At 42.6% G+C, this 13,566-nt stretch carries 11 protein-coding genes and 1 pseudogene; 10 read left to right on the top strand and 2 right to left on the bottom strand.

Annotation, left to right across the window (positions count from 1 at the left end; genetic code table 11):
- Positions 1-1,145 (bottom strand): 2-isopropylmalate synthase (locus ACJMLT_RS01845; protein WP_405725728.1); only part of this gene is annotated, 1,145 nt, incomplete at its 3' end.
- Positions 1,146-1,517: 372 nt separating this feature from the next.
- On the opposite strand from ACJMLT_RS01845, the gene ACJMLT_RS01840 reads away from it, so the two are divergent.
- On the top strand, positions 1,518-1,751 hold the full coding sequence (locus ACJMLT_RS01840) for a hypothetical protein (protein ID WP_405725725.1): 234 nt from the start codon (positions 1,518-1,520) through the stop codon (positions 1,749-1,751).
- Positions 1,752-1,782: 31 nt separating this feature from the next.
- Here the strand turns inward: ACJMLT_RS01840 and ACJMLT_RS01835 are convergent, their stop codons facing one another.
- The gene (locus ACJMLT_RS01835) at positions 1,783-2,715 is read right to left on the bottom strand and encodes a sensor domain-containing diguanylate cyclase (protein ID WP_405725722.1); all 933 of its coding nucleotides are present in this window, start codon (positions 2,713-2,715) and stop codon (positions 1,783-1,785) included.
- Positions 2,716-2,936: 221 nt separating this feature from the next.
- On the opposite strand from ACJMLT_RS01835, the gene ACJMLT_RS01830 reads away from it, so the two are divergent.
- From ACJMLT_RS01830 to ACJMLT_RS01790, 9 genes and pseudogenes are all read left to right on the top strand, one after another.
- A complete protein-coding gene (locus ACJMLT_RS01830) occupies positions 2,937-3,704 on the top strand; it encodes an alpha/beta hydrolase (RefSeq protein ID WP_405725719.1) in 768 nt (255 codons plus the stop codon).
- A gap of 35 nt (positions 3,705-3,739) precedes the next feature.
- Positions 3,740-4,933, top strand: a complete 1,194-nt coding sequence (locus tag ACJMLT_RS01825; RefSeq protein ID WP_405725716.1) for an ATP-grasp domain-containing protein — start codon at positions 3,740-3,742, stop codon at positions 4,931-4,933.
- Positions 4,934-5,090: 157 nt separating this feature from the next.
- Complete coding sequence (locus ACJMLT_RS01820; protein ID WP_405725713.1) at positions 5,091-6,314, top strand: 6-phosphofructokinase; 1,224 nt, start codon at positions 5,091-5,093, stop codon at positions 6,312-6,314.
- Between the two features lie 104 nt (positions 6,315-6,418).
- Entirely contained in the window at positions 6,419-6,958 is a 540-nt protein-coding gene (locus tag ACJMLT_RS01815) for a BofC C-terminal domain-containing protein (RefSeq protein WP_405725710.1), read from the top strand.
- A gap of 391 nt (positions 6,959-7,349) precedes the next feature.
- On the top strand, positions 7,350-9,398 hold the full coding sequence (locus ACJMLT_RS01810) for a glycoside hydrolase family 13 protein (RefSeq protein WP_405725707.1): 2,049 nt from the start codon (positions 7,350-7,352) through the stop codon (positions 9,396-9,398).
- Between the two features lie 3 nt (positions 9,399-9,401).
- Positions 9,402-10,073, top strand: coding sequence for an RluA family pseudouridine synthase (locus tag ACJMLT_RS01805; protein ID WP_405725704.1), 672 nt, complete (start codon positions 9,402-9,404; stop codon positions 10,071-10,073).
- A gap of 166 nt (positions 10,074-10,239) precedes the next feature.
- Entirely contained in the window at positions 10,240-12,681 is a 2,442-nt protein-coding gene (locus tag ACJMLT_RS01800; RefSeq protein WP_405725701.1) for an ATP-dependent Clp protease ATP-binding subunit, read from the top strand.
- Between the two features lie 208 nt (positions 12,682-12,889).
- Positions 12,890-13,303, top strand: a complete 414-nt coding sequence (locus ACJMLT_RS01795; RefSeq protein ID WP_405725698.1) for an endosialidase — start codon at positions 12,890-12,892, stop codon at positions 13,301-13,303.
- A gap of 80 nt (positions 13,304-13,383) precedes the next feature.
- A pseudogene (locus ACJMLT_RS01790) lies at positions 13,384-13,566 on the top strand (DNA repair protein RadA); the annotation flags it as partial.

The raw sequence follows: 13,566 nt of genomic DNA, 5'->3' as shown, positions 1-13,566 counted from the left end.
AGGATCTTTCCTGTGTTGAAGATGTTATAGATTTCTTCGTCTTTTGCAACGCCGTCTGCGTGGATACCTGCTCTGGTTACGTTGAAATCACGGCCCACGAAAGGAGTGCGAGGGGGAACTTTATAGCCCAGTTCTTTTTCGTAGAATTCTGCAATTTCTGTGATAACAGTAGGATCCATGCCATCCAGTGTGCCGCGAAGAGATGCATATTCCATGACCATAGCTTCCAGAGGGGTATTGCCGGTTCTTTCACCGATACCCAAAAGGGAAGTATTTACAGCGGAGCAGCCATACAGCCATGCAGTAGATGCATTTACAACCGCTTTATAAAAGTCGTTATGACCATGCCATTCCAAAAGTTCGGAAGGGATCTGTGCGAAGTGGTTTACACCGTAGATGATACCGCCAACAGAACGGGGCAGTGTAGCACCGGGATAGGGTACGCCATAACCCATAGTGTCGCAGAATCTGATTTTCACGGGAATCTGATATTTATCCATCAGATGTTTCAGTTCTGTGGCAAAAGGAACAACGCAGCCATAGAAGTCTGCTCTTGTAACATCTTCAAAATGGCAGCGAGGGGTGATACCCATTTCCAAAGCTGCTTCTACAATTTCCAGATAACCGGCAATGGCTTCGCTTCTTGTTTTGCGTAATTTATTGAAAATATGATAGTCAGAGCAGGAAACCAGAATACCGCATTCTTTCAGGCCCATTTCCTTGACCAGTTTAAAGTCTTCTTTCGTTGCTCTAATCCAGCCTGTGATCTCAGGGAATTCAAAACCCATATCACGGCAGGCATCGATCGCCTTGCGGTCTGTTTCGCTGTAAAGGAAAAACTCACACTGTCTGATCTTGCCGTTAGGGCCGCCCAGTCTGTGCATCATTTCATAGAGTTTTTTGATCTGATCTACTGTATAAGGAGCACGGGACTGCTGGCCGTCACGGAAAGTTGTATCTGTGATCCAGATATCATCAGGAACATTCATGGGAACCTGACGATAGTTGAATGTGACCTTGGGCACTTCGTCATAATTGAAATTATCACGGTAGAGATTTGGTTCTTCTACGTCCTGCAGGCTATACTGATATCTTCTCAGTTCCAGCAGGTTGGTTTTATCGTTATACGTGATCAAATAAATCACCCTTTCTCTCTTTGTTGTTTTCAATACAGAAACAGATGTTTTTACATTGCTTTATTTAATTATAGAATATATCAATGAAAATATGGTTTGTCAATAGCAAATGATAAAATTTCATTATGTTTCATCGTGATAAAATAAAATCGTTAAAACGTTGATATTATAATGTTTTTGTTATTTTTATATATAACAAAAAAATAGTATAATTGATTATAAAAATGAATATATTCGCTGTTTTCTATGGAATTGATTTAAATTATCTATCAATTGTTCGTTATAAAAATATGTTCTGCGTGTGGATGATTAAAGGTTGCTGGACTTTTTAGGGAAATGTGATACAATTTTTTCAAAGAGTTTTTCGGGAGGAATTTTAAGATGGAAATGAAAGATATTCTAAAGATCGTAGAAGAAATTTATCAGAAGAAAAATGAAGTGGATGCCACCGATATTTATCGGGCAGTAGGGATCACCGCCGCGGAAGCAAATGATTTCATTACACGGATGGAAGAAGAAGATCTTGCAGATGTGATTGAGATCGATATGTGCTGTGGTGCAGATTATGTAGTAAAGGGTCTGACAGAAAAAGGGAAGGCACTGATTCAGGAATAAAAAAGACCGATGGATTTCCCATCGGTCTTTTTTATTCATCTTCACCGTATACACAGTAAGCGTTTCTTTTTTGTTTTGCTTTATAAAGGGCTTTATCGGCTTTGCGGAACAGAACATCATAATTCCTGCCCATATCAGGAAATAGGGACATGCCGATGCTTTTGGTGATGCCATAATCATTATCCTGCAACTGCAAGATTTCTTCTGCTTTCTGTTTCCCGACCTCAATGCTGGTCACATCCAGCAACAGCAGAACAAATTCATCTCCGCCGAAGCGGGCAACGATATCTTTTTTTCGAACGGCAGCGGAAAGATGCTGGGAAAAAGAGAGAAGCACTTCATCGCCGGCCATATGACCATGGTTATCATTCACAGATTTGAAATAATCCAGGTCAACGATCATCATAATACATTTGGCATCTTCTCTGTCGGCAAGAACGCTGGTACACAGCTCTTCAAATCGTTTTTTGGAATATAATCCTGTAAAATTATCTTTATAAACAGAGTTTTCCAGAAAGTCGATACGTTTTTTCATATGATGGATATCCGAAATAATACCGATCATTTTAATGGGCTGATCATCTTCCAGCACAGGGGCAACGTCTACCTTGCACCATTTATAGGCTGTATCGCCGGCATTTAATCTTGCTTCAAAGGAAATGGGGCGTCCTGTCATAATGCTGCGGAACGCATTTTCCATGAACTGTGTATCCTCAGGATGTGTGAAATATGCACTGACCGCAGAGAGATATTCGTTCCAGGGAAGGTCGTGATATTCGTTGACGTCGGCAAGGATCGCACTGCCTTTCTTTTCAAAAATACTTTCTGAATTTTCAAAAAAAGTAAATAACTGATTTTTCAGGTCAACTTCAAAAATAGAAATATCCGCAATTTTCAAGGCAACAGAAAGTCTGTCTTTATAGTTTCTTAAATCTGCTAAAAGAGTATTTAACTTTTTATTCAAACTTTCCCCACCTTTCATAATATATTTCCACTTATTTATTATATCCTTGTTAATTTCAAGTGTAAATATAAAAGTTGCCCAAATCCTTTTTTTGAAACCGAAGATTTATCTCATTTTCGTGCGCTAAGCTTTCCTTGTCAATTTTTTTTGTCTATGATATATTATTTTGATAACGGAATATTCCATTGATGAGAGATGAAAGATGAAATGGAGAGATTTTTATGACCGAAAGATTTGAAGTAATGTTTCCGCTGCTGGGGGGCAGTGAAGAACGTTATGCCTATATTCATCTGCCGAATTCCTATTTTCAGAATGAGAATAAAAGGTATCCGGTATTATATATGTTCGATGGGCACAATGTGTTTTTCGACGAAGATGCAACGTATGGCAAAAGCTGGGGGATGGAAAAATACATGAACCGCAGTCGCACACAGATGATCGTTGTGGCAGTGGAATGCAACCATGACGCAAACAACGGCAGACTAAAGGAATATGCACCTTTTACCTTTAAAAATGCACAGGTAGGGGTGATCGAAGGCCGCGGTATGGTAACAATGGACTGGTATGTAAATGAACTGAAACCGGCGATCGATGAACATTTTCGTACACTGCCTGACAGAGAACATACTTTTATTGCCGGCAGTTCCATGGGCGGTCTGATGAGCCTGTATGCACTGATGAAATACAATCATGTTTTTTCCAGAGCGGCAGCACTTTCTCCTTCTCTGTGGGTTTCTCCCAGAAAAGTGAAAGAAATGATCAATCGTGCTGCATTGCTGCAGGATACTGTGCTGTATATGGATTATGGTTCGGAAGAAATGAACAACCATAAGGGAATGAGCCGTGTTTTCGGGGATATCACCTCTTTGCTGATCCAGAAAGGGGTCATGGTAAACAGCCGCATTGTACCCTATGGGGAACATTGCGAGGCCAGCTGGGAACGACAGCTGCCTTTCTTCATGAAGACATTATTATATAAATTCAAATAAAAAATTTTTTTTACAAAAGAAGGAGGCACCATCCTATGAAGAACTTTATTTTTATTTCGCCAAATTTCCCTACGAACTACTGGAAATTCTGCAAAGAGCTGAAGGATAACGGCTTGCGCGTGCTGGGGATTGGCGATCAGCCCTACGATGAGCTGAGTGATGAACTGAAGAACAGTCTGCAAGAATACTATAAAGTAAGCAGTCTGGAAAATTATGATGAAGTTTATCGTGCGGTTGCATTTTTCACATTCCAGTATGGCCGTATTGACTGGCTGGAATCCAATAACGAGTACTGGCTGGAAAGAGATGCGAAACTGCGTACAGATTTTAATATCACAACCGGTTTCCAGACAGAAGATATTCCTCGTATCAAATTCAAATCTAAAATGAAGGAATATTATAAAAAAGCAGGTCTGACCGTTGCACGCTATCATCTGGTAGATGATCTGGAAGGCTGCAGAAAATTTATCGAGGAAGTTGGATATCCTGTTGTTGCAAAACCCGATAACGGTGTTGGTGCTTCTCATAATTTCAAGATCAAAAATGATGAGGAATTGGTAAGCTTTTATGGTCAGAGACACGAAGGCGTTGTCTATATCATGGAAGAATTTGTAAACGGCATTGTAAATTCCTATGATGCCATCATCGACTCCAACGGTGAGATCATGTTTGAAACAGGGAATGTTTCTCTGGGCTCCATTATGGATATCGTAAATGAAAAACAGAATTCTCTGTTCTATATTCTGAAAGAACTGCCCGAAGAAACACGCAGAGCCGGCCGTGCTACCGTAAAAGCCTTTGATGTAAAGAGCCGCTTTGTTCATTTCGAATTTTTCCGTCTGCTGCAGGATCAGGAAGGTCTGGGTAAAAAAGATGATATCATGGCGCTGGAAGTAAATATGCGTCCCAGCGGCGGTTTCTCTCCCGATATGATCAACTATGCCCACAGCACAGATGTTTATAAGATCTGGGCAGATATGATCGCCTTTGACAGATCCACAAAACCCAAGGGTGAATCCAATCACTGTGGTTTTGCAGGTCTGCGTGATGGTAAACCCTTTGCTATGTCTCATGAAGACATTATGCAGAAATACGGTTCTCATATCAGAATGGTAGACCGCATTCCCGAAGCACTTTCCGGTGCAATGGGCAATCAGATGTATCTGGCAACTTTCGGCACAGAAGAAGAACTGATGAACTTCTATGCGGATGTTACCAGAGAAAAATAATTCAAGATAAACCGCTGTCTGTTTCAGTGGTTTACTTGGTGTTGCAAGGAACGCTCTGTTTCATCCTTGCAATCGTGATAGAACATGCTATAATGAGCGTATCATAAAGAATTTTTTTGGGGGGACATCCCTTTGTTTTTAGAAAGGAAAAATTGATATGAAAAATCTTTTAGTTGCACAATCCGGCGGGCCTTCTGCAGCAATCAATGCTACCCTGGTAGGTGTTGTAGAAAAAGGTCTGGCAGATTGTAATATTGACAGAATCTATGGCGCAGCAAATGGTATCATGGGTCTGATGAGAGGGCATCTGATCGAACTGAACGATAAACTGTCTGATCCTGCAGTATTGCAGCTGCTTTGCCAGACACCTTCTTCCGCGTTGGGTTCCTGCCGCATGAAGTTATCTGATTTTGAAGAAAACACTTTTGAATATGAAAAGATCATCCAGATCTTCCGTAAATACGAAATCGGTTATTTTGTTTATATCGGCGGCAATGACTCTATGGACACAGTTCATAAAATTTCTCAGTACTGTGAAAGAATGCATATCAACGATATCAAAATCATCGGTGCTCCCAAAACTATCGATAACGACCTGATGGAAACAGACCATTGCCCCGGTTTTGGTTCTGCTGCCAAATATGTTGCAACTACCATGTCTGAAATTTCCTGCGACTGTAATGTATATGCACAGCCTTCTGTTACAATCGTAGAGATCATGGGCAGAGATGCAGGCTGGCTGACAGCATCCTCCGCACTGGGCAGACTGAATGGGGATACTGCACCTGATCTGATCTACCTTTGCGAAAGACCTTTTTCTGTGGATCAGTTCCTGGATGATGTCAGAGCGAAAATGACTGAAAAACATTCTATCGTAATTGCAGTCAGCGAAGGTATTCGCAACGAAGAAGGCGATTATGTGACAGATACACTGCAGAACAGAGCTGCAGATGCTTTTGGCCACAAAATTCTGGCAGGTGCTTCCCGTTATCTGGAAGAAATCATCCGTTTCGAAATCGGCTGTAAGGTAAGAAGCATCGAACTGAACGTTATGCAGCGCTGTGCATCCCACGTAGCTTCTGCATCTGATATTTATGAATCCAGACTGCTGGGTGCTGCTGCGGCAGATTATTGTATTTCCGGTGGTACAGGAAAAATGGCTTGCATCAAAAGAACATCTACAGAGCCTTACCGTTTTGAAATCGATTTTGTAGAAATCGAAAAGATTGCAAATCAGGTGAAAAAAGTGCCTGATGAATGGATCAATGAAGCGGGTAACGATGTAACACAAGAAATGATCGATTATCTGCTGCCTCTGATTCAGGGGGAACTGCCTTGTACATTCAAAAACGGGGTTCCTGTACATCTGAGACTGTACTAAACATCAACATATTAAAGAATACAAAGACTGTATGGAATTTTCTGTACAGTCTTTTTGTATAAAAAGCGAATATTTGTCCATACTTCCATGCAAGAGGTGGTCGTATGCGAAAAATAGTAATGATCGTGGCGTTATGCAGCTTTCTGCTTTTTATGCTGGCAGGATATTATGTAACGCTCTGGATGGGAGAAAGAGACCAGCGGATGGAAGCGGCACAAGCGAATTATACGCTGCAGGCAAAACAGGTGATCGGCGCAGATACAAAAATAATTTACCAGTATTTTTATAGTCGGGATCGCGTGATCAAAGAGCAGATCGAACATGCACCGGCGTTTCTGCAGGGATTGGATATGGAACAGCTGAAAAGCATTTATACCGGCTGGCAGATCATACTTTTTTCTCCTGAAAAAGTGATTTTACGCTGTAAAATAGAGGGTTTGAGCAGTGAAACATATATCCTCGGGGAAAGTGATGGATTCCTCGCTGTATTTTACGAGGATACAAAAAAGAATATCCGGTTGAAAGAAAAAACGGATCTGCCTGTTTCCACATTACCGGAAGGGGAGGCAACACAACTGCGGGAGGGGATCCGTGTCACGGGTGAAGAGAATCTGGCAAAACTTTTAAGTGATTTTATGAGTTAAAAGGATCAGATTTTATATAGGATTTTCCATTATTGTTCAAAACTTTTAACGTAATTATAATTAACATAAATACAAGTTTTGCTGGACATATTTGACCCCACGTGATATAATATTCGAGTGAAGACTCCCCAATCTTTTCACACTCGCACCGTTTTGACGGTGCAGCATCACGCAAAGTGATGTGATCCCAATAAGAAATACCTTCTCTTTTGGAAAAGAACAGCCATCGGCAGGCTGTTCTTTTTCATTTTTAAACAAAAACAGTAAATATAAATACAGAAGGATCGCATTAACAGAAACATAAGGATGAGTCTGCCTTGTAATTGACACAAACCACCGTTGTCATGTATAATAATTTTGGGTTTTTATAAAATTTTAAGGTGGTGTATCTATGCCAGAGCACAAAGCATCCGGCTTATTTCTGCCAGAGGAACAGTTCCGTTCTCAGGCAGTATATAGTGATGAGACAAAACAATTCCGTTCTCCTGCAGAGCCTCTTTCTACGGATGAAGTGGATATCTTCATTCGTGTTGGGAAAAAGACTTTTTCTGCTGTCTTTTTATGTACAAGCGAAAGAGAATATCTGATGGATCTGGCAGAGACAGACGAAATCTTTGCCTATTATAAAGCAACTCTTCCTCCTACAGAAAAGAAAATCACCTATTACTTCCGTCTGCAGCATGGGGAAGAAGAAGGTTTTTATACAAAATACGGTTATTTTGATGAATTTAAGGATGAAGGAAGATTTGAGATCATCCGCGATTTTGTGACGCCGGATTGGGCGAAGGGTGCAGTAATGTATCAGATCTATCCTGATCGTTTCTGCAACGGCGATCGTTCCAATGACGTAAAAACAAATGAATATCTGTATCTGAAACGCATGGTCGAACAAGTGAGAAACTGGGATACACCTCCTTCCGCCACAGATGTGAATCATTTTTACGGCGGCGATCTGCAGGGGGTTATTGATAAACTGGATTATCTGGAAGATCTAGGCGTGGAAGTGATCTATTTTAATCCGATCTTCGTTTCTCCCAGCAATCACAAATATGATGCACAGGATTATCATCATATCGATCCTCACTTTGGCAAGATTGTAAAAGACGGTGGTAAGGTTTTGAAAAACTGCGCTACAACCAATGCAGAAGCATCTATGTATGTGACCAGAACAACAAGAAAAGAAAACCTGACAGCCTCTGACAAACTTTTTGCAGAACTGGTGGAAAAAGCCCACGCAAAAGGCATTCGTGTTCTGGTAGACGGTGTATTCAACCATTGCGGTGCCTTCCACAAATGGCTGGACAGAGAGGGCTTTTACAGAAAAAATGGTAAAGGGGCATATCATCATAAGACAAGCCCTTATCGGGATTATTTCTATTGGAATGAAGACGGCAGCTATGAAGGCTGGTGGGGGTATGAAAATCATCCCAAACTGAACGAAGAAGGCTGCGAAGAGCTGAAAAAAGAGATCCTTGAAGTCGGTAAAAAGTGGGTTTCCGCACCTTTTCATGCAGACGGATGGCGTCTGGATGTTGCGGCCGACCTAGGCAAAACTGCCGAGTTCAACCATAAATTCTGGGCGGAATTCAGAGATGCTGTAAAAAGTGTTTCTTCTGATAAACTGATTCTGGCAGAGCATTACGGTGATGCGGCAGGCTGGCTGCAGGGGAATGAATGGGATTCCATTATGAACTATGATGCGTTTATGGAACCTGTCACATGGTTTTTGACCGGTGTTTCCAAGCATAGCACGGAAAAGCGGGATGATATGTATAACAACGCAGATATCTTCTGGGGATCCATGATCTATCAGATGGGAAAATTGCCTATCCAGTCCCTGATGACATCCATGAACGAGCTTTCCAATCATGATCATTCCCGCTTCCTGACCAGAACTAACCGACGCATCGGCAGACTGCAGACAGAAGGCAGTGAAGCGGCTGAAAGAGACATTGACAAGGCTGTACTGCGGGAAGCGGTCCTGCTGCAGATGACATGGCCTGGTGCACCTACGGTATATTATGGCGATGAAGCCGGTCTGGTTGGCTGGACTGACCCCGATAACCGCCGTACCTATCCTTGGGGGAAAGAAGATCGCGACCTGATCAATTTCCACAGGGAAGCGATCTTTATCAGAAAAGAAAATCCTGTTTTGCGACATGGCTCCCTTCATCATCTTTATGGTGATTATGGTGTGATTGCCTATGGTCGCTTTGACAGAGAAGATAAATTCCTGATCGTATTAAATAATAACGAAGAAAGCCGTAAAGTTTCTATTCCTGTATGGGAAACAGGGATGAAACTGGATACGACACTGGAAAACTGCCTGATGACGAATCGGGATGGATTTACTGACTTTGCATTCCAGTGTCCCGTAAAAAACGGCTTTGCGGAACTGACTCTGCCTCCGAAGAGTGCAGCGGTGCTAAAGGAAGTGTAAAAAATGAACATCCTTTTTGAAGATGAATATATGCTGGCAGTGGTAAAACTGCAGGGTGTGCCTGCACAGGCAGATAAAACAGGGGATCCTGATCTGCTTTCTCAGCTGGAAGAATATACCGGGCAGCCTCTTGGCCTGCTGCACCGTCTGGACAGACCTGTCGGCGGGGTCATGCTGTTTGCCAAAGAGAAAAAAGCTGAAGCGATTTTATCCAAGGATATACAGGAAAACAGGCTGAATAAAAGATACCTGACGGTTCTTTGCGGCAGACTACCGGAAGAACAGGGAACTTTGGAAAATTATCTTTTGAAAAATGCACGCACAAATCTTTCCGAGGTAGTTTCCAAGGACAGAAAGGGCGCGAAAAAAGCCATTCTGCATTATACAAGGATCGCAGAAAAGGAAACGGATATGGGCTGGCTGACACTGGCGGAGATCAAACTGGAAACAGGCCGCCATCATCAGATCCGTGTGCAGACATCTCACGGTGGATTTCCCATCTGGGGGGATAAAAAATACCATAAAAATTTCCCCAAAAGAGGAAAAACGGACATCGCCCTCTGGTCTTATAAACTGGAAGGGGTACACCCTGAAACAAAACAACCCTTTTCTCTGACTGCAAAGCCCGAAAAAGAACCTTTTACTCTTTTTGCAGAAGACTTAAGAGATTTGTAAGAAAGAGGCATAAAGTATCCTTTGCATTTTATAGGAAATGGGTATATAATTAAAATCTGAATTGAAAAATAATAAAAGAACCGTATATTGGTTCTTTTATTTTCTAGCATAAATTAGCAGTCACAACTTTAGTTGGCTAACAAACTGACAAAGGAAGGTGAAAGAAATGCAGAATTATACGAAAAAAGCCAAGGACGTGCTGGTAAGAGCCAAAGAGGCTGCCGGTACTCTTGGAAATGGATACATCGGTACAGAACATCTCCTGCTGGGGCTGACACTGGTGCAGGAAAGCACAGCTGCAAAGGCGTTGGAGATCCAGAATGTTACTTATCATCAGGTGATGGAACGTATTTCCGAAATGGTTGGTAATCAAAAACAGGAAGGACCTGTAGCATATACGCCACGGGCAAAATACGTGATCGATATGAGCGGACAGGAAGCTGTACGCATGGGCGCAGATATGGTTGGCACAGAGCATATCCTGATTGCTTTGCTGCGGGAAACTGATACGCTGGCAGTGAAGATCATGACAGGTCTGGGCGTAAATATCCAGACTTTGTATGAAGACCTGATGCTGATGTTGGGAGAAAGTGATGCCCAGCCCGCCGGAGCAAAAGGGATGCATGAAAATCCTGAAAAAGAAGAAAAATCCGCTACGGAAACACTGGAAAAATTCAGCAGAGATCTGACTTTGCTGGCAAAGCAGGGGAAATTTGATCCTATTGTCGGCAGAGATCATGAAATTGAACGTATCATCCAGATCCTGAGCAGAAGAACAAAGAACAATCCCTGCCTGACCGGTGATCCCGGTGTCGGCAAAACGGCCATTGTAGAGGGGCTTGCCCAGAAGATCGCAGTAGGCGACATTCCTGATACACTGAAAAATAAGAAGATCTTCAGCCTCGATCTTTCTGCCATGGTTGCAGGCTCCAAATATCGCGGCGAATTTGAGGAACGCATGAAAAAGGCACTGGAAGAAGTCCGTGCAGACGGCAATATCATCCTTTTTATCGATGAAATCCACACCATCATCGGTGCAGGGGCAGCAGAAGGGGCAATCGATGCCTCCAATATTCTGAAACCCGCCATGGCAAGGGGGGAAATTCAGCTGATCGGTGCAACGACACTGGAAGAATACCGCAAACATATCGAAAAAGATGCTGCCTTTGAGCGTCGTTTCCAGCCTGTTCGTGTGGAAGAACCTACAGAAACAGCAGCGATCCAGATGTTAACAGCATTGAAAGAAAAATACGAAGCACATCATAACGTAAAAATCTCTGCTGAAGCCATTGAAGCGGCCGTGAAATTGTCGGCTCGCTATGTAGCAGATCGTTTCCTGCCTGATAAAGCCATCGACCTGATCGATGAATCCGCATCTCGCTTGCGTCTGAATGCCTATACACCACCCACTGCCATTATGCAGCTGGAACAGGCCATCGAAAGAATGGAAAAAGAAAAAGAACTGGCTGTGAAAACAGAGGATTTTGAAAAAGCAGCAGATCTGAAAAAGCAGCAGGACAGCCTGCGTTTCAGTCTGAAAGCAGCAAAAAATGCATGGGATACGGAGCATAACGCTCAGGCCATTGTGACAAAAGAAAACGTAGCAGAGGTCATTTCCCGCTGGACGGGAATCCCTGTGCAGAGTCTGAAGGAAGAAGAGAGTCAGCGACTGCTTCGCCTGGAGGATACCCTGCATCAGCGTGTCATTGGTCAGCAGGAAGCAGTCAAGGCACTTTCCAAGGCAGTGCGCCGCGGTCGTGTCGGTCTGAAAGATCCTAACAGACCCATTGGTTCCTTCCTGTTCCTGGGGCCTACGGGGGTCGGGAAAACAGAACTTTCCAAGGCTTTGGCAGAAGCTCTGTTTGGTGACGAAAACGCCATGGTACGTATCGATATGTCTGAATATATGGAAAAACACAGCGTTTCCCGTATGGTCGGCTCTCCTCCTGGCTATGTAGGCTACGAAGAGGGTGGCCAGCTCAGTGAGCAGGTACGCAGAAATCCTTATTCCGTTGTTCTGTTTGACGAGATTGAAAAGGCATCTCCCGAAGTTTTCAATGTCCTGCTGCAGGTATTGGATGATGGCCATATTACTGATGGTCAGGGCAGAAAAGTGGATTTTAAAAATACCGTTATCATCATGACTTCCAATGCCGGTGCAAGAAGCATCGCTGCGCCCAAACGTCTGGGCTTTACCAGCATGGAAACAGCAGAACAGAGCTATGAGCACATGAAAAAAGGCGTAATGGATGAGATCAAAAATATCTTCAAGCCTGAATTTCTGAACAGGATCGATGATATCATTGTTTTCCATCCTCTGGAAAAAGAAGATATCATTCAGATCGTCAGACTGCTCACAAATACTCTCTCCAAACGGATCAGAGAAAATATGAATATTTTTGTTTCCTTTACAGATAAAGCCATTGAAAAAATTGCCGAAGAGGGCTACGATAAGGCCTACGGCGCAAGACCACTGAGAAGAGCGATCCAGTCCAAAATTGAAGATTCCTTTGCAGAAGCCTTTCTCAGAGGTGACTTTAAAGCAGGAGATAAAGTGTCTGTCGGTATGAAAACAAATGGTGCTTTTCACTTCCGCGTTGTCAAGTAATAAGGGGAGAATAATTATTCAGAATTAAGAAAAATTTGCTATACCAAACGATAAAACTGTGCTATACTATTTATACAAAGTGGGGAAGAATTTTTGTTCTTCAGATGCTTTGTATACTGATTATGATTCAAAAACAGCCTTGCATGGTATGAAATAGATCGCTGTGCAGGCGAAACACAATAGAGAGTTACGACTGGAGGTACTGAAAATGGCAGTAATCGAAGAATTGATCAGACAGGAAGATAATAATACAATCAGCTTCGGCAATCATCTGATGGACGAAAAGAAAAAGGTTCTGGATTTCGAAGTGAATGGTGATATGTATAACGTAAAAACCTTCTCTGAAATCACAAGACTGGAAAAAAATGGAAAAATGCTTTTGGAAACAGTGCCCGGTGCAACCGTACATAATTTCGAAATGGACGAAAGAGGTGCCCGTTTTGCAGTGGAAGGCGCAGAAGATGTGCAGATCACACTGGAACTGGAACCCGAAACAGAATATAAAATCCTGATCGACGATGTAAACGTTGGCAAAATGAAATCCAATCTGGCCGGCAAAGTAAACTTCAGCGTAGAATTGCAGAAAAATGCATCTTCCGTTGAGATTGATAAAATCGGCTGATACCACTCAGGGGACTGTAATGCGATTACAGTCCCTTTGTTTTTCACAGAAAGTATGGTAGAGAAATGAGAATCAAAACCGTGTACAAATGTTCGAATTGTGGATATAAAAGTCCGAAATGGGTAGGAAAATGTCCGAATTGTGGTGAATGGAATACACTGGAAGAGACAGAAGAAACCAAATGTGGCGCGAAGATGGCAAAAGTGACATCAAAACAGCCTGTTTCCCGTCTGGCTGAAGTAGAAACAGGAAATGATCAGCGC

The organism is Anaerotignum sp. (genome assembly GCF_045122575.1).
Classification (GTDB): domain Bacteria; phylum Bacillota; class Clostridia; order Lachnospirales; family Anaerotignaceae; genus Anaerotignum_A.
Note: the sequence above shows the minus strand (reverse complement) of the source record. Positions and strands in the feature narration are given on the sequence as shown.

Excerpts from the sequence above, each read along its gene's own strand:
- ACJMLT_RS01840 (WP_405725725.1), top strand. The coding sequence starts at position 1,518 with ATGGAAATGAAAGATATTCTAAAGATCGTAGAAGAAATTTATCAGAAG.
- ACJMLT_RS01830 (WP_405725719.1), top strand. The coding sequence starts at position 2,937 with ATGACCGAAAGATTTGAAGTAATGTTTCCGCTGCTGGGGGGCAGTGAA.
- ACJMLT_RS01825 (WP_405725716.1), top strand. The coding sequence starts at position 3,740 with ATGAAGAACTTTATTTTTATTTCGCCAAATTTCCCTACGAACTACTGG.
- ACJMLT_RS01820 (WP_405725713.1), top strand. The coding sequence starts at position 5,091 with ATGAAAAATCTTTTAGTTGCACAATCCGGCGGGCCTTCTGCAGCAATC.
- ACJMLT_RS01815 (WP_405725710.1), top strand. The coding sequence starts at position 6,419 with ATGCGAAAAATAGTAATGATCGTGGCGTTATGCAGCTTTCTGCTTTTT.
- ACJMLT_RS01810 (WP_405725707.1), top strand. The coding sequence starts at position 7,350 with ATGCCAGAGCACAAAGCATCCGGCTTATTTCTGCCAGAGGAACAGTTC.
- ACJMLT_RS01805 (WP_405725704.1), top strand. The coding sequence starts at position 9,402 with ATGAACATCCTTTTTGAAGATGAATATATGCTGGCAGTGGTAAAACTG.
- ACJMLT_RS01800 (WP_405725701.1), top strand. The coding sequence starts at position 10,240 with ATGCAGAATTATACGAAAAAAGCCAAGGACGTGCTGGTAAGAGCCAAA.
- ACJMLT_RS01795 (WP_405725698.1), top strand. The coding sequence starts at position 12,890 with ATGGCAGTAATCGAAGAATTGATCAGACAGGAAGATAATAATACAATC.